The sequence below is a fragment of the Sphingobium sp. 3R8 genome (assembly GCF_020166615.1).
Lineage (GTDB): Bacteria > Pseudomonadota > Alphaproteobacteria > Sphingomonadales > Sphingomonadaceae > Sphingobium > Sphingobium bisphenolicum.
The window spans coordinates 257,481-279,099 of the sequence record NZ_JAIQXR010000003.1 but is presented as its reverse complement, the minus strand read 5'-3'; the positions used below and the strand labels follow the sequence as shown (position 1 = coordinate 279,099).

The following is a 21,619-nucleotide window of genomic DNA, read 5'->3' as shown; positions in this document are numbered from 1 at the left end:
TCGGATCGCCATCCCTTGACCCAGTCACGCTCCGTCCCGCGCTACCTTACCGGCCTGATCGGCCGCGACATCCAGGCGTCGCTGACGCCGCGCCTGCACGAAAGCGAAGCGGATGCGCAGGGCATCCGCCTCATCTATCGCCTGTTCGATTTCGCCGCCGACGGCATGACCGGATCGGACCTGCCGCGCCTGCTCGACGCGCTGCACCTCGCCGGTTTCGCGGGCGTCAACGTCACCCATCCCTATAAGCAGGCGGTCATCGCCCATCTAGACGAACTTTCGCCCCAGGCGGCGCAGATCGGTTCCGTCAACACCGTCGTCTTCCGCGACGGGCGGCGCATCGGCTACAACACCGACGTCAGCGGTTTCGCCGAAAATCTCCGCTCCGGCCTGCCACAGGGCGCCGCCATGACCCGCGTCGTCCAGATGGGCGCCGGCGGGGCAGGGGCCGCCACCGCCCATGCGCTGATGGATCTGGGCGTGACGCAACTCACCCTGTTTGATTCCGACACCGGCCGCGCCACCGCGCTCTGCGACGCGCTCTGCGGCGTGCATGGCATCGGCCGGGCGGTCGTCGGCCATGATCTGCCTGCGGCCATCGCGCTGGCCGACGGCATCGTCAACGCCACGCCCATGGGCATGGCCGTGCATCCCGGCTCGGCGATCCCCCGCGACCTGCTCGACGCCCGGCTATGGGTCACCGACATCGTCTATTTCCCGCTCGAAACCCAGTTGCTGCGCGAAGCCCGCGCCGCCGGTTGCACCACGCTCGACGGCAGCGGCATGACGATCTTCCAGGCTGTCGGCGCCTTCCGGCATTTCACCGGCCGCAGCGCCGATCCCGGCCGCATGGGCGGCAGTTTCCGCGCCGCGCTGCAAAGCTGACATAGAGGGAGGATATGCGATCATGAGCCTGCAATGCGGCATCGCCACCGTCTCGCTCAGCGGCACGCTGGAGGAAAAGCTGCGCGCCGCATCCGCCGCGGGCTTCGACGGCGTCGAGATTTTCGAAAACGACCTGATCGCCTCGCCGCTGCGCCCGCGCGAAGTCCGTGCGATGCTCGACGATCTCGGCCTCGCCTGCATGCTCTACCAGCCCTTCCGCGATTTCGAAGGGATGCCCGGCGCCATGCGCCAGCGCGCCTTCGACCGGGCGGCAGCGAAATTCGACCTGATGGGCGAACTGGGCGCCCGTCACATCCTTGTCTGCTCCAACTGCTCGCCGCACGCGCTGGGCGAACGCAACCGCATCATCGCCGACTTCCAGCAACTGGGCGCCGTCGCCGCCACCCGCGACATCATCGTCGGCTATGAAGCGCTCGCCTGGGGCCGCCATGTCTTCGACCATCGCGACGCCTGGGCGATTGTGGAAGCGGTCGATCATCCCAATATCGGCATCATTCTCGACAGCTTCCACTCGTTGTCGCGCGGCATCCCCAGCGAGAGCATCCGCTCCATTCCGGGCGACAAGATCGCCTTCGTCCAATTGGCCGATGCGCCGAAACTCGATATGGACCTGCTCTACTGGAGCCGCCACTTCCGCAACTTTCCGGGGCAAGGCGGTTTGCCGGTTGAAGCCTATGTCGCGGAAATATTGGCGACCGGCTATAGCGGCCCCTTGTCACTCGAAATCTTCAACGATCGGTTCCGCGGCTGGTCGGCCGACCTGATCGCCGCCGACGGACTGCGCGCGCTGCGCCATGTCGAGGATTCCGCCTTGCGCCTGCTCGACCGCCCGACCGTCGCCCCATCGCCGCCGTCCCATGTCCGCCCCGAATTCGTCGAATTCGCCGTCGATGATGCGGATGTCCCGGCGCTTGAAACAATGTTCGGATCGCTCGGCTTCATCCGCACCGGCGTCCACCCGGCCAAGGCGGTCAGCCGCTGGCAGGCCGGGTCGGTCAACCTCGTCATCAACGCCGAACCCCATGGCTTCGGCCATGATTTTCATAGCGTCCACGGCCCGTCCATCTGCGCCGTCGGCCTCGTCGTGCCGGATCGCGATGCGGTCGCCGCGCGCGCCGCGCATCTGGGCATCCGGGCGGTGGACGATAGCGACGCGCCGGGCAACCTCGCCTTCCCGGCGCTGCGCGGCATCGGCGGCAGTCTCGTCTATCTGATCGGGGAGGGAGAGGCCGATGCCATGTGGGCCGGCGAATTCACGCCCACCGGCGCGCCCTATGACGCATCCCCGCTCGCCATCGATCATCTCGCCGCGGTCGTGCGGATCGAGGAATATCTGTCCTGGCAACTCTACTGGCGCTCGCTCTTCGGCTTGCAACAAAGTTTCCAGGCCGATGTCATCGACCCGTCCGGGCTGGTATTGAGCCAGCCGCTCCAGTCGCCGGACGGCGCGCTGCGTGTAACGCTCAATGCCTCCGAGGCGCTCGGCACCTTGTCGTCGCGCTTCGTGGAACATAATCTGGGGGGCGGCTATCAGCATATCGCCCTGTCCACGCCGGATCTGCTGGCGACTGCCGGCCGCATGGCCGTAAAGGGCGCCGATATCCTGCCGATCCCGCCCAATTATCATGACGATATCGCCGCCCGCTTCGGCCTGGACGACCAGCGCATGGCAGCCTTGGCGCAGGCGAATATATTATACGATGCGGATGGCACCGGCGAATATTTGCAACTCTACAGTCGCGCGTTCCGCAAACGCTTCTTTTTCGAATTTGTCGAGCGCGACAGGTATCAGGGCTATGGCGCGCCCAATGCCAGCATTCGCCTCGCCTCGCAGGAACGCTATAAAAAGGCGGCGACCGATCCGGAATGATCGCCCGCGCGGCGCGCCGCCCATCCGGACGGCGCGCTCGTCTGTCAGGACGTGGCGTCGGCCGCCTCGCTCTTGGCCGCCTTGATGCCCAGCTTCCTGCGCGGTGCCTTGGCCGGGCTCTTCGCTTTGACCGGCTCCGCCGCCGCTATGGGCGTTTCGACCGTAGAAATCGTCGGCGCGGCCGCCGCCTTGGGTTTGCGACCGGGCTTCTTGGCGGCCGGTTTCGGCGTCGCCGCGGTCTCGACGTCCGCTTCGGCCGGGACGCGGTCGCTCTTGGGTGCAGCCTTTGCCTTTGCCTTGGGCGTAGCAGCGGCAGGGGCGGGCGTGGCCGCAACGGCGGGCTTCTTGCGGCTGGCCTTGGGCTTGGGCGCCGCTGCCTTCGCTGCGCTTGCCGGCTTTGGCGCGGGCGCGGCCGATGCAGCCTCCGCAGCGGCCGCTGCCGCGCGCGCCTGCGTGCCGCGCTGGCCCAGGCCCAGCTTCTGCGCTACTGCGCGGCGCTGGTCGGAATAGGCCTGCGCCACCATCGGATAGGATGCGGGCAGGCCGTAACGTTCGCGATAATCGGCCGGGGTCAGGCCATGGGTGGCCAGATGCCGCTTGAGCGTCTTGTACGGCCGCCCGTCGATCAGGCTCAGAATATGCTCGCGCGACGCAATGCTCTTGCGCACGCTCACCGCCGGGACATGTTCGACCGTCTCGACCGGCGCAGGCGCAGTCTCCGCGATCAACGCCGCGCGCGTCGACTGGATCAGCCCCGCCAGGTCATCGCTGGCGACTGTGTTGTTGGCGACATAGGCGCTCAACAACTGGACGGTCAGGCTCGGATAGTCGGGCTGTTCGATGTCGGCCATGGGAATATCCTATCCAGAAAAGGGCGGGCCGGGGCGTAGGATTGGCTGGCCCGGTTGCCCTTTTGCCGTCCCCCGGCGCTTTTGTCAAAAGCATGGCTGGCGGCACAGCGTGCAAGGCATCTCGTCGTGGACGAACACTGGTCGAGATGGTCGCTGGGACGGTCGCGATCCCCTGCTAGTCTTGCAACGACTGGACCTCTACTGCAATTGGTCCGACGCCCGTATTTCATCCGTTCAGGCGGCGGCCGGCGATCCGCCCAGCGCCTTGACCAGTGCGATGCTCGCCCGCATCCGTTCGATCTCCGCGGTCAGCAGCGCGCTCTGCGAATCCAGCGCATCGGTCTGGGCGGTGACGACCTCCAGATAGTCGGACGCGCCGTCGCGATAGCGGGTGAAGGCCAGGTCGCTCGTGCGCTGCGCCGCCTGCGCCGCATCGCGCTGGTCGACCAGTTGCACCGACAGGTGGTGCAGCGCCGCAATGCCGTCCTCCACCTGCCGGAACGCGCCCAGCACCGTGTCGCGATAGAGCGCGGCCTGCTCCTCATATTCCGCGCGCGACAATCTGACCTGCGCCCGCCGCTTGCCACCGTCGAACAGGGTCAGCGCCGCGGCCAGCGGCCCCAGGCCCCACACGCTGTTGGGCGTGGTCAGCAACTGGCCGTGCGTGGTCTGCCAACCGCCGCTCAGCCCCAGCGTAAGCGAAGGAAAAAAGGCCGCGCGCGCCACGCCGATCCGGGCGTTGTTGGCGAACATGCGCCGCTCCGCCGCCGCCACATCGGGCCGTCGCTGCAACAGGGTGGACGGCGCACCGGTCGGAATGGCAGGTGCGCTCAGCGTCTGCACACGCGCGGGAATCGAAAAGTCGGAAGCGACCGCCCCGGTCAGCGCCGCCAGTTCATGCTCGGTCGCGGCGCGATCATTCGCCACCGCCGAAATCCGCGCCCTGGCGTTGCTCAATGTCGTGCGCGCACGATTGACGTCGATGCCCGATGCGATGCCGCCGTCATGCCGCGTCCTGGTCAGTTGATAGGCGCGCTCGAATGCATCCACCGACCGGTGCAGCAGGTCCGCCTGCGCATCCAGCCCGCGCAGCCGCGCATAGGCGTCGGCTACCGCCGCCTGCAGGCTCAGCCGCGCCGCCGTCAGGTCGGCCTCGCTCGCCTGCGCGTCCGCCCGCGCCGCCGTCACGCTGTTGCGGATGCGACCCCACATGTCCAGCTCATAGTCGAGCGCTGCGCCGATCGAAAAATCATTGTAAGTCCGCGCATCGCCATTGCCCTGGAATCGGTTGCCCGACACGCGCTGGCGCGCAGCATCGCCGCCCACGCCCACGGTCGGCAGCAGGTCCGACGCCTCGACCCGCGCCACCGCGCGCGCCTGGTCGTAGCGGGCCAGCGCTGCCGCCAGCGTCGGGCTTGCCGCTTGCGCGCGCGTCTCCAGCTCGTTCAGCACCGGGTCGCCGAACGCTTCCCACCACGGCCCGCGCGGGACCGCATCCATCGGCGTGGCGACGGTCCAGCCGGCCATCTCCTTATAGGTTTGCGGCGCGGCGATCTGCGGCGGCTGATAGGCGGGCGCCATGGAACAGCCGCCCAGCAGCGCCAGCCCCAGACGCACCCCCGCGCGCGCCGCGGCCCTAGCCGGCATGAGCCGCACCCTTGCCGCCGCTCTGCACGCTCACCGTGTCGCCCGACTGGATCGAATCCGGCGGAGAATCGATCACCCGCTCGCCGGGCTTGATCCCGCTCGCCACCAGCACCGTCGCGCCTTCGTCGCGGGCGATGCTGATCGGCCGCACGGTCACGCGGCTGTCGCGGCCGACCACGGCGATGGTCGGACCGTCATTGCCATAGAGGATCGCACTACCTGGCAAACTCAATCCATTGCCGCCGCCCTGCCCGACATCGAAGCGGACCTGGGCGAACGCGCCCGGCTTCAACGCGCGGTCGGGATTGGCGGCCTGCAATTCGACCAGCACCGCGCCCGACTGAGCATCGACTGCGCCAGCGCTGCGCGTCAGCGCTGCGGTGAAGCTGCGGCCGGGAAATTCGGGCAGGGTCAGCGTGGCCGGCATCCCGACCTTCACCTGCGACGAATAGCCCTGCGGCACGCGCACATAGATTCGCATCCGGTGGATGTCGGACACGGTGAACAAGGGCTGCGACGCGGCATTGCCCGCCACCACCAGCGCGCCGATCTGCGCCGACCGGCTCGTCACCACCCCGTCGAAGGGCGCGGCGAGGCGGGTGAAGCCCTGCAGCGCGCGCAGCCGCTTCACATTGGCCAGCGCCGCGTTGGACAGCGCCGACTTGGCCGCCAGGTCGCCAGCCTTCTCGTCCGATTCCTGCTGCGACACCGCGTCCTTGGCCAGCATCGCGCTCCACCGCTTGGCCGTCGTCCCCGCCAGCCGCTGGTTCGCCAGCGCGGTCTGGTAATCGGCCTGCGCCTGCGCGAGTTGCTGGTCGATCTCCGGCGCATCGAGCACCGCGAGCGACTGGCCCGCCCGCACATTGTCGCCGATATCGGCCAGCCAGCGGCTGACATAACCGTTGGTCCGCGCATAGATGGCCGCGCTGTTATAGGCCTGGACATTGCCCGGCAGCACCAGCGCCCCGCCCTTGGCGTCGCTCTGTGGCGACACGATCGCGACCGCCGGGATGGACGCCTTTTGTGCTGTGTCGCGCAGATCGTTGGTCGCGTTGATCCGCGTCGCTGCGCCGACCGCCACGACCGCCAGGGCGATCACACCCGCGCCGATGCCCACGCGCTTCAGCATCCGGCTGTCGGGACCGCTCGCGGTCATATCTTGCGAAGGCTGACTGTCATGCATGGCTGGGCTGATATTCCATCTGGGGATCGGTGGCTTTTTGGCGGCGGTGGACGAAGGCGAAGATGACGGGTACGAAGAAGAGGGTGGCGATGGTGGCGCAGACCAGCCCGCCGATCACGGCGCGGCCCAGCGGCGCATTCTGCTCGCCGCCTTCGCCCAGGCCCAGCGCCATCGGACCCATGCCGATGATCATGGCCAGCGCGGTCATCAGCACCGGGCGGAACCGCACAAGCCCCGCCTCCATCGCCGCCTTGGTCGCGTCGCCCAGCTCGGCCAGCTTCTCCCGCGCGAAACTCACGACCAGGATCGAGTTGGCGGTGGCGACACCCATGCACATGATCGCGCCGGTCAGCGCCGGGACCGACAGGGTGGTGCCGGTCACGAACAGCATCCACACGATCCCGGCCAATGCGGCGGGCAGGGCGGTGATGATGACGAAGGGATCGACCCAGCTCTGGAAATTGACGACGATCAGCAGGTAGATCAGCACGATCGCGCCCGCCAGGCCAAAGCCCAGCCCGGAAAAGGCGGTGTTCATCGTCGCATATTGACCGCGCATGGTAACGGTCGCGCCCTTGGGCACTTCGCCCTCCAGCGCCTTGATCGCGGCGTTGATATCGCCCGCCACTGCGCCCAGGTCGCGGCCCTGCACCGTCGCATAAATGTCCAGCACCGGCGCGATATTATAATGCGACACCACCGGCACCGTGCTCGACCGCGCGATCGTGGCCAGGCCGCCCAGCGGCTGCACCGCGCCATTGCTCCCCGCGGCGGCCGATACCGGCACATTGGACAGGTCGCTGATCGACCCCATCAGATATTCGGGCGCCTGCGCCACGACGGGATAGGATACGCCGCTCTTGGGATCGACGAAGAAGACCGGCGCGGTCTGCGCCGTGCCTGCCAGCGAACTGGCCAGGCTGGTCGTCACGTCCCGCTCGGTCAGCCCATATTGGCCCGCGCGCGACCGGTCGACATCGACGTCGAGCTGCGGTGATCGCCCCGGCTGCTGGATGCGCGCATCGGCCAGGCCGGGGATGGTCGCGACCTTCGCCAGCAGCTTCTGCGCATAGGCGCGGTTGGCCGCGGCGTTCTTGCCCGCGATCTGGATGTCGATCGGGGCGGGCGCGCCGAAATTCAGGATCTGGCTGGTGATGTCGGCGGGCAGAAAGGCGAAGCTCGTGCCGGGGAAGCGGCGCGGCAATTCCTCGCGCAGCGTCGCGACGATCTCGTCGGTCGGGCGATGCCCCTTCTTCAGCGCGATCAGCATGTCGCCATCCTGCGGGCCGATCGTACCGCTATTATTGTAGACGGTATTGATCGAGCTGACGGGCAGGCCGATATTGTCGGTGATGGCCTCCAGTTCGGCGGCCGGAACCAGTTGCTCCACCATATGGCTGATCCGCTCGAACCGCGCGGCCGTATCCTCGATCCGGCTGCCCACCGGCACGCGGACATGCATGGCGATCTGGCCCGAATCCACCGCCGGGAAGAAATTGCTGCCCAGCATCGGGAGAAGCCCGAAGGACAGGACGACCAGCCCCATGAACCCCAGCAGGAAGGGCTTGCGCGCATCGAGCGCCCGGCGCAGCAACCCGACATAGCCATGGCGGATCGTCTCGAACTTCTTCTCGAATCCGCGCTGGAACCGCACGAAGATGTTCCGCGATCCGGCGCTGCCGGCCATGTGCGCGTCGCCATGCTCGACATGGGGCTTCAGCAGATACATCGCCATCGTCGGTACCAATGTCCGCGACAGGATGAAGGATGCGATCATCGCGAACACCACCGCCAGCGCCATCGGCACGAACAGGAATCCCGCGACGCCGGGCAGGAAGAACATCGGCACGAACACGATGCAGATGCACAGCAAGGACACGAAGGCCGGCGTCACGATCTGCGCCGCGCCGTCCAATATGGACTCCACGACGCCCTTGCCCTGTTCCAGATGCCAGTTGATATTTTCGATCGTCACCGTGGCGTCGTCGACCAATATGCCGACCGCCAGCGCCAGCCCGCCCAGCGTCATGACGTTCAGCGTCTGGCCGAACATGGCCAGCGCCGCCACGGCCGACAGGATCGCCAACGGGATCGACAAGGCGATGATGACGGTCGACCGCCACGATCCCAGGAACAGCAGGATCATCAGCGACGTCAGCGCCGCGGCCAGCACGCCTTCATGGATCACGCCCTCGACCGCCGCCTTGACGAAGATCGACTGGTCGCCGATCATCAATATCTTCAGGCTCTCGGGTAATGTTTCACTGATCTTGGGCAGGGCTTCCTTCACTCCGTCCACGATCGCCAGCGTCGATGTCGCGCCGTTCTTCAGCGCCGTCAGCAGCACCGACCGCCGCCCCTCGACATGCACCACATTGGTCTGCGGCCCGTTGCCGTCGCGGACATAGGCGATGTCGCGCATATAGATGGTCGCGCCGTTCACCACCTTGACGGGCAGGTCGTTCAGCGCCTCGATCGTGCCGGGCGCATTGTTCAGCCGCACGCTATATTGGGTCGCGCCGATCTTGACGAAACCGGCCGGGTTGATCTGGTTCTGCGCCGCGATCGCCGTGCCGACATCCTGCGCCGTCAGCCCCTTGGACTGGAGCGCGACCGGATTGAGGTCGATCTGGATCTGCCGCTGCTTCCCGCCCGAAGGATAGGGCATGGCGAGGCCCGGAATAGTGATGAGCGGCGGACGGATCTGGTTCTGGCCCAGGTCGAACAATTGCTGCTCGGACAGTCCCTTGCCCGACAGCGCCAGTTGCAGGATCGGCACGGTCGACGCGCTATAGTTCAGGATCAGCGGCGGCGTGATGCCGGGCGGCATCTGGCGCAGCACGGTCTGCGACACCGATGTCACCTGCGCGGTGGCGGTGCGGATGTCTGCGCCCGGCTGGAAATAGATTTTCACGATGCCGATGCCCTGCATCGACTGGCTTTCGATATGCTCGATATCGTTGACCGTCGTGGTCAGCACCCGCTCATAGGGACTGATGATCCGGTTGCCCATATCTTCGGGCGGCAGGCCGGAATATTGCCACGCCACCGCGATCACCGGGATGCGGATATTGGGAAAAATGTCGACGGGGGTGCGGATCGCCGCCATCAGGCCGACGATCGCGATCAATATCGCCATGACGATGAAGGTCAGCGGCCGATGCAGCGCAACCTTGACGATACCGATCAATCCACGACTCCCGCCTTCATCGCGCCGGCGCCCGCCGCCGGATGCTTGATGCCTGCCTCCCCCCATGGAAAGGGTCGCGAGAGGCACAACGGGGGGCGGCGATCAAACCGCCATATCGTTCCCGTCATGCTCTGCGGAGGCGCTGGATTCTAGTTTCGAAACGCCACCCTTGATCCGCGCCTATGCGCAGTTGTCTATTTCGTGTCCAATATATAATAAAGCATGATTGATATCGATGGCGACCTAATCCGATGGACCTGAGACATTTGCGCTATTTTCTCTGCGTGGCCGAAGAAATGCATTTCGGCCGCGCCGCGCAGCGCCTGGGCATGTCGCAACCGCCGCTCAGCCAGCAGATCCGGGCGCTGGAGCAGGAACTGGGCGTCCGCCTGTTCGATCGCACCAGCCGCCGCGTCGCCCTGACCGAAGCGGGCCGCCTGTTCCTGCCCGAAGCGCGCAAGACGCTGGCCCAGGCGGATCATGCGGCGCAGGTCGCGCGTCAGGCACAAAATGGCCATCTGGGCCGGCTCGCCATGGGCTTCACCGCCTCAGCGCCGTTCGTGCCGCAGATCGCCGACGCCCTGTATGATTTCCGTCAAAACTTTCCACAGGTCGACCTCAAACTCCACGAACTCGGCCGCGACGATCAGGTCGCGCGGATCGAGCGCGGCGATCTCGACATCGGTATCATTCGCGGCGTCGAACCGCCTTCGCTCCCGCCGGGCCTCCAGGCCATCTGCCTGCTGGACGAAGAGATGCTGCTGGCCGTACGGCAGGACCATGAACTGGCCCGGCGGACCGCCGATCCCGGCATCGCCGATCTCGCCGGCGTCCCCGTCGTCCTCTACGCCACCACCAGCAGCGCCGACTTCAACGACCATTTCTTCGCCCTGTGCGATCAGGCGGGGTTCAAGCCCGATGTCACGCTGGAAGTCGGTAGCTTCGCGACCTTGCTGGGGTTGGTCTCCGCAGGCTTCGGCGCGACTATTCTCGCCAGGTCGCTGTCTCGCCTGCATGTCGAAAAACTGATCCTGCGCCCGCTCTTCCCGCAGGTCAGGACGCGCCTGTGGATGATCCACAAGGATGATTTGCCGCCGACGGCTCAGGCCTTCCGCGCCGTTATCCTCCAGGCGATATCACGGCATGACGCCAAGCCGAAAGATGCGTGAAAATGCATATAAGTAATTGATAAATAACGGTAATATGGATTTTGTCGATCAACACTTTCGATACGCTCAAAAAATATATATTATTTTCAATATGTTATAAGGCGTCACTGACTGGAAAACACGCTATAATTGTCGCACTCCTTGTCGCATCAGACCCGGCCGGCGCCCTCCAGCGCATCCATCGCCAGCGCCACCGCGCCCAGCGGCCCGGCCTGATCGCCCAGCACAGGCGGACGGACGATCGCGCCCACCGTGTCTTTGGTGACGAAGGACAGATAGCCCGCCAGTTGCGCCACCAGCCTGGTCCGCACGCGGTCGAGCAGGTCGGTCCGCCCCATGCCCACGCCCCCGCCGATCAGCACCTGCCGCGCCGCCGTCGTCAGCAATATCGTGCCGACCATTTGCGCGATATCATGGGCGACGTCGTCCCAGCGCGGATCGTCGGCGGGTATCCGGTCGCCCGGCACGCCGAACCGCCTGGCCAGCGCCGGTCCCGCCACCAGCCCCTCGATACAGTCGCCATGGAACGGGCAGGCGCCTGCAAAGCCGTCGCCCGGCGCCCGGCGGGTGAATATATGCCCCAGTTCCGGATGCATGGCACCATGCAACGGCCGGCCTTGCATCGCAAAACCGGCGCCCAGGCCGGTGCCGATGGTGATGTAGCAGAGGCAATCGGACGGCGTCCCGCCTTCGGCCCCCGCACCCCAGCGCAGCTCCGCCAGCGCCGCGCCATTGACGTCGGTGTCGATCGCGGCGGGGCAGGGCAGCACACCGGCCAGCGCGCCATAGATATCCGCCCCGGTCCAGCCCGGCTTGGGGGTCGGCAGCATATGGCCGAAATCCGCCGCCGCCCGATCCAGCCGCAGCGGCCCGAACGACCCGATGCCGAGCGCTGCAAACGGTTCCGCCTCATGCCAGCGCCGCAGCAGCGCGCCCGCCGCACCCAGCGTTTCGGCGGGGGCGGTGGTCGGGATCGACACCCGCTCGACAATCTCCCGCCCGCGGGCCCTCAGCACGAATATCTTGGTCCCGCCCAGTTCGACACCGGCCAGATAGGGCAGGGCGCTCATGCGGCGGCGCTCTGGAGGAAAGGACGGAAAGACATGATGCGCTATGCCCCGGACAGGAAAATTCCGCCCCTCATAGGCGGGCGCGCACCATCCTTCCAGTTCCTGCCCGACCTCGCGCCATCAAATTGCCGATCGGCATAGAAGCTCACGTCCGTTCCCCGAACGCCGCCGCCAGCGCGCGCAGCAGCCCATGGTCCGCCACGCTCTCGTCCGCCAGGACGAAGCCCAATGTCCGCCGATGGTCGAACCCGGCCAGCGGCACATGCGCCACATCGGCGCTGCGATAGCAGTCGGGCATCACCGTCACCCCCATGCCCGCGCCCACCATCTGCAACGCCCGCTCGTCATTGGTCGTGCGCAGCGAAAAATGCGGCCGCACCCCGCGCTCCAGAAAATGCCGGCTGGTCTGCGACAGCAATTCGCAATGCCGCCGCACGATCATCGTCTCGTCGCGCAGATCTTCGGCATCGACCTGCGCCCGGCCGGCCAGCGGATGATCGGTCGCCATCACCATCGCATAGCCTTCCTCTCCCACCACAAGCTGCGCCAGCGCCTGCGCGCCCGGTCGCAGGATGGTGAGCGCCGCGTCCAGTCGATCGCGCGCCAGCATTGCCGACAATTCGCGCTCGCTGGCAAAGGCGATCTCCACCGGCCCGCCGCCGCCCGCCCGATAGGCCCGCGCCGCCCGCGCCACGGTCGCGCCCGCAATGCTGCTCAGCACCCCGATCCGCACCGGCCGTTCCTGCGCGGTGTCCGCCATCGCCCCCAGCGCGGCATTGAACTCCCGCTCGATCCGCCGGGCATGGGTCAGGAAGCGGGTGCCGGACTCGGTCAATTGCACCCGCTGGTTCGTCCGGCTGAACAGTTGCCGTTGCAGCGCGTTCTCCAGCTTGGCGATCCCGGCCGACAGCGTGGGCTGCGACACGTTGCAATGGACCGCCGCGCGGGAGAAATTGCCCTGGTCCACCACCGCCAGGAAATAGCGGAGAAGATAGCGTTCGATCATAGCTTCCATCTATACACTGATATGCAACTGTCAATTTTCCAGCCGCACCGGCCCGCGCTATGATCGGACCAACAGGAGAGAGACGCCGATGACCGATTTCGATTTTGCGCTGGGCGACAATGCCGACATGATCCGCGACAGCGCGGCCCGCTTCTCGGCCGACCGCATCGCCCCGCTCGCCGCCGAAATCGACGCGAAGGACTGGTTTCCGCGCGAATTATGGCCGGCTATGGGCGAACTCGGCCTGCACGGCATCACCGTGTCGGAAGAAGATGGCGGCCTGGGCCTGGGCTATCTGGAACATGTCGTCGCGCAGGAGGAGGTCGCCCGGGCCTCCGCCTCCATAGGTCTCAGCTATGGCGCCCACTCCAATCTCTGCGTCAACCAGATCCGCCGCTGGGGCAATGCCGAACAGAAGGCGAAATATCTGCCCAAGCTCATCTCCGGCGAGCATGTCGGTTCGCTCGCCATGTCGGAGGCCGGCGCCGGTTCCGACGTCGTCTCGATGAAGCTGAAGGCCGAAAAGAAGGGCGACCGCTACATCCTCAACGGCACCAAGTTCTGGATCACCAACGCCACCTACGCCGACACGCTGGTCGTCTACGCCAAGACCGGCGAGGGGTCGAAAGGCATCACCACCTTCCTGATCGAAAAGGATATGCAGGGCTTCTCCATCGGCCAGAAGATCGACAAGATGGGGATGCGCGGCTCCCCCACTGCCGAACTAGTGTTCGACGATTGCGCCGTGCCGGAGGAGAATATCATGGGGCCGCTCAACGGCGGCGTCGGCATCCTGATGTCGGGCCTCGACTATGAACGCACCGTGCTGGCGGGCATCCAGCTCGGCATCATGCAGGCCTGCCTCGACACCGTCCTGCCCTATATCCGCGAGCGCAAGCAGTTCGGCAAGCCGATCGGCGCCTTCCAGTTGATGCAGGCCAAGGTCGCCGACATGTATGTCGCGCTCAACAGCGCCCGCGCCTATGTCTACGCCGTCGCCCGCGCCTGCGATTCCGGCAAGACGACCCGCTTCGACGCCGCCGGGGCGATCCTGCTGGCGTCGGAAAATGCGATGAAGGTCGCCCTCGAAGCCGTGCAGGCGCTGGGCGGCGCGGGCTATACCAGGGACTGGCCGGTCGAACGCTATATGCGCGACGCCAAGCTGCTGGACATCGGCGCGGGCACCAATGAAATCCGCCGGATGCTAATCGGCCGCGAGTTGATCGGCGCATAATCCTCCCCGAGCTTGCTCGGGGAGGGGGATCGCCCGGCCTAGCCGGGTGGTGGAGGGGCAGGCCCCAAACGCAAGGCAGAAGGCTGAAATGAGCGCACCGATTTTAGACACCAAGCTCGCGTTCGACAGCGAGAGCTTCCGCGCCAACGCCGCGCACAACCGGGCGCTCGCCGAAGAACTGCGCGCCAAAGTCGCCAGCGCCGCCCAGGGCGGCGCCGCCACCGCCCGCGACAAGCATGTCGCGCGCGGCAAGCTGCTCCCCCGCGACCGCGTCGAACGGCTGCTCGATCCCGGCTCGCCCTTCCTCGAAATCGGCCAGCTCGCCGCCAACGGCCTCTATGACGACGAAGTCCCCGGCGCGGGCCTTATCGCCGGCATCGGCCGCGTCTCCGGCCGCCAGGTGATGATCGGCTGCAACGACGCCACGGTGAAGGGCGGCACCTATTACCCCCTCACCGTCAAGAAGCATCTGCGCGCGCAGGAAATCGCGCTCGAAAACAACCTCCCCTGCATCTATCTGGTCGACAGCGGCGGCGCGAACCTGCCCAACCAGGCGGAGGTCTTTCCGGACCGCGATCATTTCGGCCGCATCTTTTACAATCAGGCGAACCTGTCCGCGCGGGGCATCCCCCAGATCGCCTGCGTCATGGGCAGTTGTACCGCAGGCGGCGCCTATGTCCCCGCCATGTCCGACGAAACCGTGATCGTCCGCAACCAGGGCACCATCTTCCTCGCCGGCCCGCCGCTGGTGCAGGCCGCAACGGGCGAAGTCATCACCGCCGAAGATCTAGGCGGCGGCGACCTGCACGGCCGCAAGTCGGGCGTGGTCGATCATGTCGCGCAAAGCGACGATCATGCGCTGACCATCGTCCGCGACATCGTCTCGACGCTCCAGCCCGATCGCCAGTCCGACCTCAACCTGCGCGATCCCCGCCCGCCGAAATATGACGCCGCCGACCTCTACGGCATCATCCCCGACGACGTCCGCGCGCCCTATGACGTGCGCGAAATCATCGCGCGCCTCGTCGACGGCAGCGAGTTCCACGAGTTCAAGGCGCTCTACGGCACCACGCTCGTCTGCGGCTTCGCCCATATCTGGGGGATGCCGGTCGCGATTCTGGCGAACAACGGCGTCCTGTTCAGCGAAAGCGCCCTGAAAGGCGCGCATTTCATCGAACTCGCCTGCCAGCGGCGCATCCCCTTGCTCTTCCTCCAGAATATCTCCGGCTTCATGGTCGGCGGCAAATATGAGGCGGAGGGGATCGCGAAGAACGGCGCCAAGCTCGTCACCGCCGTCGCCACCGCGCAGGTGCCCAAGATCACGGTGCTGATCGGCGGCAGCTTCGGCGCGGGCAATTACGGCATGTGCGGCAGAGCCTATGGCCCGCGCTTCCTCTTCACCTGGCCCAATGCCCGCATCAGCGTGATGGGCGGGGAGCAGGCGGCGTCCGTGCTGGCGACGGTGCATCGCGATGCGAGCCGATGGAGCGCTGAAGAAACCGAAGCGTTCAAAGCCCCGATCCGCCAGCGCTTCGAAGACGAAGGCAATCCCTATTATGCCACCGCGCGCCTGTGGGACGACGGCGTCATCGACCCCGCTCAGACCCGCGATGTGCTGGGCCTCGCCTTCGCCGCCACGCTGAACGCCCCGGTCCCCGACCGCGCGCAGTTCGGCATTTTCAGGATGTGATGGGGGTGGGATATGACAATCGTCATGCTGAACTTGTTTCAGCATCCATCGGGCCGCAAAGGCGGAAGCCCGATCGACGGCGCAAGGTCCGCCCAGTGCGGATTGTCGCTTTCGATCAGGTTGATCTTCCATTGGCGATGCCAGCGCTTGAGCTGCTTTTCCCGCAGGATGGCGCCTTCCATATCACCGAACATTTCGAAGCGCACCAGATGATGAACGGCGTAGCGGGTCGTGAAACCTGGCACGCTACCGCTGCGGTGCTGATAAAGGCGACCGATCAGATCGGACGTCACGCCCACATAGAGCGTGCCATAGGGCGCACTACTCAGAATATAGACGCACGGTTGCTTTTCCATCGCAGTACTGAGCCTGCCGCTAAATGGATGCTGAAACAAGTTCAGCAAGACGGACTGGGAGATCCCTGTGCTTGAATCCCTCCTCATCGCCAATCGCGGCGAAATCGCCTGCCGCATCATCCGCACCGCGCGGGCGATGGGCATCCGCACCGTCGCGGTCTATTCGGACGCGGACGCCAACGCCCTCCATGTCCGCGACGCCGACGAAGCCGTCCATATCGGCCCGTCTCCGGCGCGTGAATCCTACCTTGTCGGCGAAAAGATCATCGCCGCCGCCAAAGCCACCGGCGCGCAGGCGATCCATCCGGGCTACGGCTTCCTGTCCGAAAACGCCGCCTTCGCCCAGTCGGTGATCGACGCCGGCCTCATCTGGGTCGGCCCCGACCCGTCCAGCATTACCGCCATGGGCCTGAAGGACGCCGCCAAGAAACTGATGCAGGCCGCCGGCGTCCCGACCACGCCCGGCTATCTGGGCGAAGACCAGAGCCTCGAACGCCTTGCCGCCGAAGCCGACGCCATCGGCTACCCCGTCCTCATCAAGGCGGTCGCGGGCGGCGGCGGCAAGGGGATGCGCAAGGTCGACAGCGCCGACGCCTTCGCCGACGCGCTTGCCTCCTGCCGGCGCGAGGCCGCGTCCAGCTTCGGCAACGACCATGTCCTCCTCGAAAAATGGATCACCAACCCGCGCCATATCGAGGTGCAGATCTTCGGCGACACCCATGGCAATGTCGTCCATCTGTTCGAACGCGACTGCTCGCTCCAGCGTCGCCACCAGAAGGTGATCGAGGAAGCCCCCGCGCCGGGCATGACCGCCGTCACCCGCGCCGCCATCTGCGACGCCGCGGTGCGGGCGGCCAAAGCGGTCGACTATGTCGGCGCCGGCACGATCGAGTTCATCGCCGACGGATCGGAAGGCCTGCGCGCCGACCGCATCTGGTTCATGGAAATGAACACAAGGCTTCAGGTCGAACATCCGGTGACCGAGGAGATCACGGGTGTCGATCTGGTCGAATGGCAGCTCCGCGTCGCATCGGGCGAACCGCTGCCCAAGGCGCAGGAAGACCTGTCGATCAACGGCTGGGCCATGGAAGCGCGGCTCTATGCGGAAGACCCGGCAAAGGGCTTCCTGCCAAGTCCGGGACGGATCGAACGCTATGTCTTCAACCTTGGAGCACGGGTAGAGACTGGCGTCGATGAAGGCGACATCGTCAGTTCATTCTACGATCCCATGATCGCCAAAGTCATTTGTCATGGATCGGACAGGGAGGAGGCGCGCACTGGCCTGCTGCAATGGATGAACCAGAGTTATATCGGCCCATTGAAGACGAATAAAGCCTTCCTTCACGCCTGCCTTTCGTTGTCAAATTTTCAGGATGGTGTTTTGGATACCGGCTTGATTGAACGCGAAGGCGATGCGCTGACGCAGATTGATTGGCCGTCTTCGCTAGCGATCCTGACCGCAGGTCGGCGCTTCAGGCGCGACTGGCTCACCTATCAGGATTGTAACGACCGCGCGATGAAAGAGGATCTGTTCGGTTTCAGGCTCAATGCCCCGGCGCGACAGACGGTTGACCTGTACGAAATCAACGGCACGCACGTTACCGTAGATGTTGCGAGTGATAATGTTGTCACCGGGCTGTCGTCGGATTTCGAACCGGACGGAACGATTGTTGTCACAGAAGGGGGGCAAAGCTGGTTTTTCAATAGTGCTGCTCCCGCCACTTCAATAACTAGCGCCGCCTCCGACGGCGCGATCCTCTCCCCCATGCCTGGCCGCATCATCGCGGTCGCGGTGGCGGCGGGCGACGTCGTGGCCAAGGGGCAGAAGCTGCTGACATTGGAAGCGATGAAGATGGAGCATAGCCTCGTCGCCCCGTTCGACGGCGTCGTCGCGGAACTCGACGCGGCCGAAGGCCGACAGGTCAGCGAAGGGGCGTTGCTCGCCCGGATCGCCACGGTGGAGGACTGAAAAACCTGCCTTTACGCTGTCCTACAGAAATACGGGTCGCTATAATAAACTGTAATCGCAAGACTTTTGAAAAAATATATAGTGCGCATATGCGCGAAGTTCGGGAAGGGAAGTTACGGGTGGCGGGACGCTATTTCGATCAATGGACCATCGGCGACATGATCGTCCACGACATCCGTCGCACCGTGACGGAAACGGACAATCTCCTCTTCACGACGATGACCCACAATCCCCAGCCGCTGCATCTCGACGCGGAAGCGGCCAAGGCCAGCGAGTTCGGCCAGATCCTCGTCAACGGCACCTTCACCTTCGCGCTGATGGTCGGCCTGTCGGTGGGGGATACGACGCTCGGCACGCTGGTCGCCAATCTCGGTTATGACAAGCTCGTCATGCCCCATCCGGTCTTCATCGGCGACACGATGCGTTGCGAAACCGAAGTGACCGACCTCAAGCCCAGCCGATCCCGCCCCGGCGCGGGCATCGTCACCTTCACCCACCGCCTGCGCAACCAGCGCGACGAAATCGTCTGCCAATGCCTGCGCATGGCCCTGCTCAAACGATCCGACGCATGACGCTGCGCTCGCTGCTCTTCGTGCCGGGGGACCGCCCCGATCGCTTCGCCAAGGCCGCCGCCAGCGGCGCCGACGCGCTGATCCTCGACCTGGAGGATTCGGTCGCACCGGAACGCAAGGCGCAGGCGCGCGCCGCCGTCGCCGACTGGCTGGCGGAGGATCGGAGGATCCCCGGCTTCGTACGCGTCAATCCGCTCGACGGCGACCAGACCGTTGCCGATCTCGCTGCGGTCCTGCCGGGTCGTCCCGACGGCCTGGTCCTGCCCAAGGCGGAGGGCGCGGCCAGCGTCAGGGCCTTGCTGGCGCTGATCGGCGAGAACCCGCCGCCGATCCTGCCGATCGCGACCGAAACTCCCGCCGCGATCTTCCAACTGGGCAGCTACGCCGCGACGACCACGCATCTCGCCGGCCTGACATGGGGCGCCGAAGACCTGCCCGCCGCGATCGGGGCAGCGACCTCGCGCGATGCGGATGGCCGCTACACCGCGCCTTATGAAATGGTCCGCGCGCTCACCCTGTTCGGCGCCCATGCCGCCCATGTGCCCGCGATCGAAACCGTCTTCCCCCGCATCGATGCGCCCGATGCCCTGGCCGATTATGTCGCCCGCGCGCGCCGCGACGGCTTTACCGGCATGATGGCGATCCACCCGGCGCAGGTCGCGACGATCAACACGGGCTTCACCCCGACAGCCGACGAACTGGCCCATGCGCGCGCAATCGTCGCCGCCTTCGCCGCCAATCCCGGCGCGGGCGCGTTGCAATTGGATGGAAAGATGATCGACCGGCCGCACCTCAAACAGGCGCAGCAGATAATCAGTCGCGGCGAACGATAACCTCTACCCCCGCCAAACCGCGCGTCAGGGCGAAGGGCTTGTCGACATTGACGCAGGCCTCCACCACGCCCGGCCAGCCCAGGCATTCCTCACCCAGTCGGTGGGCGAATGTCTCGATCAGCGGAATATGCACTTCCGACAACGCCTCGGCCGCGCGTACGATCCGGCGATAGTCGATGGTTTCGCCGATCCCCTCGACCGCGCCGCCGGACAGCAGCAACTGGACGGTGATGACCAGCGGCTGGCGACGGCCGATCTCATCGGGGTTGATGCCGATATCGGCCAGCAGCGGCAGGTCCTTGACCCGGACCTTGGTGGTGACGGACGCCATATCAGGCTATGCTCCTCTGTGCGGCCAGCACCGTATTGCTCAACAGACAGGCGATGGTCATCGGCCCGACCCCACCGGGCACCGGCGTCACCGCCCTGGCATGGTCCAGTTCATGGGTCGCGCAATCGCCCACGATCCGGCTGTTCCCGTCATGATCCACCACCCGGCTGATGCCGACGTCGATGACGACCGCACCGGGCTTGACCCAATAGCCGCGCACCAGATGCGGCGCGCCCGCCGCCGCCACGATCACGTCGGCGGCGCGCGCGATATCGGGCAGGTTGCGCGTCTCGATATGGGTGACCGTCACCGTCGCTTCCCGCTCCAGCAGCAGCATCGCCACCGGCTTGCCGACGATATTGGACTTGCCGATCACCACGACGTTCAGGCCGCGATAATCGTCGATCACGCTGTCGAGCAGCATCATGATGCCCAGCGGCGTGCAGGGCACCAAACCCTGAGACCCGGTCGACAATCGCCCGACATTGACGGGATGGAAGCCGTCGACATCCTTGGCCGGCGCGATGCGATCCAGCACCCGCCCGGCATCGATACCCGCCGGCAGCGGCAATTGCACCAATATCCCATGCACGCCGGGATCGCGGTTCAACGCATCGATCATGTCGAGCAGCGCCTGTTCGCCGCAATCGGCGGCCATGCGCTGCTCGATCGATCCTATGCCGACCCTGCGACATTCGCTGATCTTGCGCCGGACATAGATGTCGCTCGCGGGATCGGCGCCGACCAGCACGACCGCCAGCGTCGGATCGACGCCGTCTGCCTTCAGCCGCTCGACATCCGCGGCCGTCCGGTCCGACAGCGCGCGCGCCATCGCCCGCCCGTCGATGATGTCGCTCATGGTTCAGCCTCGAAAGACGACGGTGCGCGACTGGTTCATGAACACCCGGTCCTGCAGGTGCAACCGCACCCCCTCGGCCAGCACCCGCCGCTCGATGTCGCGGCCGCGGCGGACCAGTTCGTCGGGCACGTCGGCATGCCCGATCATCTCGACATCCTGATGGATGATCGGGCCTTCGTCCAGGTCGGCGGTCACATAATGGGCGGTCGCGCCGATCATCTTGACGCCGCGTTCATAGGCTTGGTGATAGGGCTTGGCCCCCTTGAAGCCTGGCAGGAAGCTGTGATGAATGTTGATGCAGCGGCCCGACAGGAAGCCGGCCAGGTCGTCGCTCAAAATCTGCATGTAGCGGGCCAGCACCACCAGGTCCGCGCCGGTGTCGGTGACGACCTGCTTGATCTGCGCTTCCTGGGCCGCCTTGGTGTCCTTGGTCACCGGGAAGTGGAAAAAGGGCATGTCGCCGATCAGCGACGTATGCAGCACGTCGCGCGGATGGTTGGAGATGATCCCGACCACGTCCATCGGCAGTTCGCCGATACGCTGGCGATAGAGCAGGTCGCCCAGGCAATGGTCCCATTTGGACACCATCAGCACGACCTTCTTGGGCGTGGCCTGGTCCGCCATCGACCATTCCATGCCTGCTTCCGCGGCGATCGGAGCGAAACCGTCGCGCAGCGCGTCCAGCGTCTCGCCCGCGCCGGGCTTGAACGCGACGCGCATGAAGAAGGTATTGTTCATCGCATCGTCGAACTGCTGCGCATCTACGATGTTGCAGCCATGTCCGGCCAGATAGCCGGCGACCTTCGCCACCAGGCCGGGCTTGTCGTCGCATTGCAATCGCAGCGTATAGATAGTCGTCACGTCAATCCTCCCACTTGTCCGT

General features: G+C 65.7%; 18 protein-coding genes. 8 read left to right on the top strand and 10 right to left on the bottom strand.

What is annotated here, in order from left to right; translation table 11 throughout:
- Window positions 1-15 precede the first annotated feature (15 nt).
- Complete coding sequence (locus K9B33_RS04655) at window positions 16-885, top strand: shikimate dehydrogenase (RefSeq protein WP_224547032.1); 870 nt, start codon at window positions 16-18, stop codon at window positions 883-885.
- Window positions 886-907: 22 nt separating this feature from the next.
- On the top strand, window positions 908-2,776 hold the full coding sequence (locus tag K9B33_RS04650; protein ID WP_224547030.1) for a bifunctional sugar phosphate isomerase/epimerase/4-hydroxyphenylpyruvate dioxygenase family protein: 1,869 nt from the start codon (window positions 908-910) through the stop codon (window positions 2,774-2,776).
- Between the two features lie 44 nt (window positions 2,777-2,820).
- On the opposite strand, the gene K9B33_RS04645 is transcribed toward K9B33_RS04650, so the two are convergent.
- From K9B33_RS04645 to K9B33_RS04630, 4 genes are all read right to left on the bottom strand, one after another.
- The gene (locus K9B33_RS04645; protein WP_224547028.1) at window positions 2,821-3,627 is read right to left on the bottom strand and encodes a MucR family transcriptional regulator; all 807 of its coding nucleotides are present in this window, start codon (window positions 3,625-3,627) and stop codon (window positions 2,821-2,823) included.
- Between the two features lie 234 nt (window positions 3,628-3,861).
- Window positions 3,862-5,274, bottom strand: a complete 1,413-nt coding sequence (locus K9B33_RS04640) for an efflux transporter outer membrane subunit (RefSeq protein WP_224547026.1) — start codon at window positions 5,272-5,274, stop codon at window positions 3,862-3,864.
- A complete protein-coding gene (locus K9B33_RS04635; RefSeq protein WP_224547024.1) occupies window positions 5,264-6,430 on the bottom strand; it encodes an efflux RND transporter periplasmic adaptor subunit in 1,167 nt (388 codons plus the stop codon). The genes K9B33_RS04640 and K9B33_RS04635 overlap by 11 nt, the downstream gene beginning before the upstream one ends.
- A 19-nt stretch (window positions 6,431-6,449) precedes the next feature.
- Window positions 6,450-9,647, bottom strand: coding sequence for an efflux RND transporter permease subunit (locus K9B33_RS04630; RefSeq protein ID WP_224547022.1), 3,198 nt, complete (start codon window positions 9,645-9,647; stop codon window positions 6,450-6,452).
- 251 nt (window positions 9,648-9,898) lie between these two features.
- Between K9B33_RS04630 and K9B33_RS04625 the strand changes: the two genes are divergently transcribed.
- Entirely contained in the window at window positions 9,899-10,816 is a 918-nt protein-coding gene (locus K9B33_RS04625) for a LysR substrate-binding domain-containing protein (RefSeq protein ID WP_224547021.1), read from the top strand.
- Window positions 10,817-10,965: 149 nt separating this feature from the next.
- Here K9B33_RS04625 and K9B33_RS04620 read toward each other — a convergent pair whose 3' ends face one another.
- The gene (locus tag K9B33_RS04620) at window positions 10,966-11,886 is read right to left on the bottom strand and encodes an ROK family protein (RefSeq protein ID WP_224547020.1); all 921 of its coding nucleotides are present in this window, start codon (window positions 11,884-11,886) and stop codon (window positions 10,966-10,968) included.
- Window positions 11,887-12,031: 145 nt separating this feature from the next.
- Window positions 12,032-12,892, bottom strand: coding sequence for a LysR family transcriptional regulator (locus tag K9B33_RS04615; RefSeq protein ID WP_224547019.1), 861 nt, complete (start codon window positions 12,890-12,892; stop codon window positions 12,032-12,034).
- Between the two features lie 88 nt (window positions 12,893-12,980).
- Between K9B33_RS04615 and K9B33_RS04610 the strand changes: the two genes are divergently transcribed.
- Together K9B33_RS04610 and K9B33_RS04605 are read left to right on the top strand one after the other, a co-directional pair.
- Window positions 12,981-14,126: an isovaleryl-CoA dehydrogenase gene (locus K9B33_RS04610; protein ID WP_224547018.1), complete on the top strand. Its 1,146-nt coding sequence runs from the start codon at window positions 12,981-12,983 to the stop codon at window positions 14,124-14,126.
- Between the two features lie 88 nt (window positions 14,127-14,214).
- The gene (locus K9B33_RS04605) at window positions 14,215-15,816 is read left to right on the top strand and encodes a carboxyl transferase domain-containing protein (protein ID WP_224547017.1); all 1,602 of its coding nucleotides are present in this window, start codon (window positions 14,215-14,217) and stop codon (window positions 15,814-15,816) included.
- A gap of 38 nt (window positions 15,817-15,854) precedes the next feature.
- On the opposite strand, the gene K9B33_RS04600 is transcribed toward K9B33_RS04605, so the two are convergent.
- Window positions 15,855-16,172: a GIY-YIG nuclease family protein gene (locus tag K9B33_RS04600; protein ID WP_224547016.1), complete on the bottom strand. Its 318-nt coding sequence runs from the start codon at window positions 16,170-16,172 to the stop codon at window positions 15,855-15,857.
- Window positions 16,173-16,239: 67 nt separating this feature from the next.
- On the opposite strand from K9B33_RS04600, the gene K9B33_RS04595 reads away from it, so the two are divergent.
- The 3 genes from K9B33_RS04595 to K9B33_RS04585 all read left to right on the top strand — a co-directional run bounded on the left by K9B33_RS04595 (window position 16,240) and on the right by K9B33_RS04585 (window position 19,546).
- Window positions 16,240-18,141, top strand: coding sequence for a biotin carboxylase N-terminal domain-containing protein (locus K9B33_RS04595; protein WP_224547015.1), 1,902 nt, complete (start codon window positions 16,240-16,242; stop codon window positions 18,139-18,141).
- 119 nt (window positions 18,142-18,260) lie between these two features.
- Window positions 18,261-18,713 (top strand): MaoC family dehydratase, encoded by a 453-nt coding sequence (locus K9B33_RS04590; RefSeq protein ID WP_224547014.1) that lies wholly within the window; start codon window positions 18,261-18,263, stop codon window positions 18,711-18,713.
- Window positions 18,710-19,546 carry an HpcH/HpaI aldolase/citrate lyase family protein gene (locus tag K9B33_RS04585; RefSeq protein WP_224547013.1) on the top strand — a complete coding sequence of 279 codons (837 nt, stop codon included), beginning with the start codon at window positions 18,710-18,712 and terminating at the stop codon, window positions 19,544-19,546. The genes K9B33_RS04590 and K9B33_RS04585 overlap by 4 nt, the downstream gene beginning before the upstream one ends.
- Here the strand turns inward: K9B33_RS04585 and K9B33_RS04580 are convergent.
- From K9B33_RS04580 to purU, 3 genes are read right to left on the bottom strand one after another with little or no spacing between them, the layout of a single operon-like run.
- The gene (locus tag K9B33_RS04580; RefSeq protein ID WP_224547012.1) at window positions 19,527-19,877 is read right to left on the bottom strand and encodes a dihydroneopterin aldolase; all 351 of its coding nucleotides are present in this window, start codon (window positions 19,875-19,877) and stop codon (window positions 19,527-19,529) included. The two genes, K9B33_RS04585 and K9B33_RS04580, sit on opposite strands and share 20 nt — an antisense overlap.
- 1 nt (window position 19,878) lies before the next feature.
- Window positions 19,879-20,736 (bottom strand): bifunctional 5,10-methylenetetrahydrofolate dehydrogenase/5,10-methenyltetrahydrofolate cyclohydrolase, encoded by an 858-nt coding sequence (locus K9B33_RS04575; protein WP_224547011.1) that lies wholly within the window; start codon window positions 20,734-20,736, stop codon window positions 19,879-19,881.
- A 3-nt stretch (window positions 20,737-20,739) separates the two neighbouring features.
- Window positions 20,740-21,597: a formyltetrahydrofolate deformylase gene (purU, locus tag K9B33_RS04570; protein ID WP_224547010.1), complete on the bottom strand. Its 858-nt coding sequence runs from the start codon at window positions 21,595-21,597 to the stop codon at window positions 20,740-20,742.
- Window positions 21,598-21,619 lie beyond the last annotated feature (22 nt).

Excerpts from the sequence above, each read along its gene's own strand:
- K9B33_RS04600 (WP_224547016.1), bottom strand. The coding sequence starts at position 16,172 with ATGGAAAAGCAACCGTGCGTCTATATTCTGAGTAGTGCGCCCTATGGC.
- K9B33_RS04585 (WP_224547013.1), top strand. The coding sequence starts at position 18,710 with ATGACGCTGCGCTCGCTGCTCTTCGTGCCGGGGGACCGCCCCGATCGC.
- K9B33_RS04650 (WP_224547030.1), top strand. The coding sequence starts at position 908 with ATGAGCCTGCAATGCGGCATCGCCACCGTCTCGCTCAGCGGCACGCTG.
- K9B33_RS04580 (WP_224547012.1), bottom strand. The coding sequence starts at position 19,877 with ATGGCGTCCGTCACCACCAAGGTCCGGGTCAAGGACCTGCCGCTGCTG.
- K9B33_RS04625 (WP_224547021.1), top strand. The coding sequence starts at position 9,899 with ATGGACCTGAGACATTTGCGCTATTTTCTCTGCGTGGCCGAAGAAATG.
- K9B33_RS04615 (WP_224547019.1), bottom strand. The coding sequence starts at position 12,892 with ATGATCGAACGCTATCTTCTCCGCTATTTCCTGGCGGTGGTGGACCAG.
- K9B33_RS04645 (WP_224547028.1), bottom strand. The coding sequence starts at position 3,627 with ATGGCCGACATCGAACAGCCCGACTATCCGAGCCTGACCGTCCAGTTG.
- K9B33_RS04620 (WP_224547020.1), bottom strand. The coding sequence starts at position 11,886 with ATGAGCGCCCTGCCCTATCTGGCCGGTGTCGAACTGGGCGGGACCAAG.
- K9B33_RS04605 (WP_224547017.1), top strand. The coding sequence starts at position 14,215 with ATGAGCGCACCGATTTTAGACACCAAGCTCGCGTTCGACAGCGAGAGC.
- K9B33_RS04575 (WP_224547011.1), bottom strand. The coding sequence starts at position 20,736 with ATGAGCGACATCATCGACGGGCGGGCGATGGCGCGCGCGCTGTCGGAC.
- K9B33_RS04610 (WP_224547018.1), top strand. The coding sequence starts at position 12,981 with ATGACCGATTTCGATTTTGCGCTGGGCGACAATGCCGACATGATCCGC.
- K9B33_RS04640 (WP_224547026.1), bottom strand. The coding sequence starts at position 5,274 with ATGCCGGCTAGGGCCGCGGCGCGCGCGGGGGTGCGTCTGGGGCTGGCG.
- K9B33_RS04635 (WP_224547024.1), bottom strand. The coding sequence starts at position 6,430 with ATGACCGCGAGCGGTCCCGACAGCCGGATGCTGAAGCGCGTGGGCATC.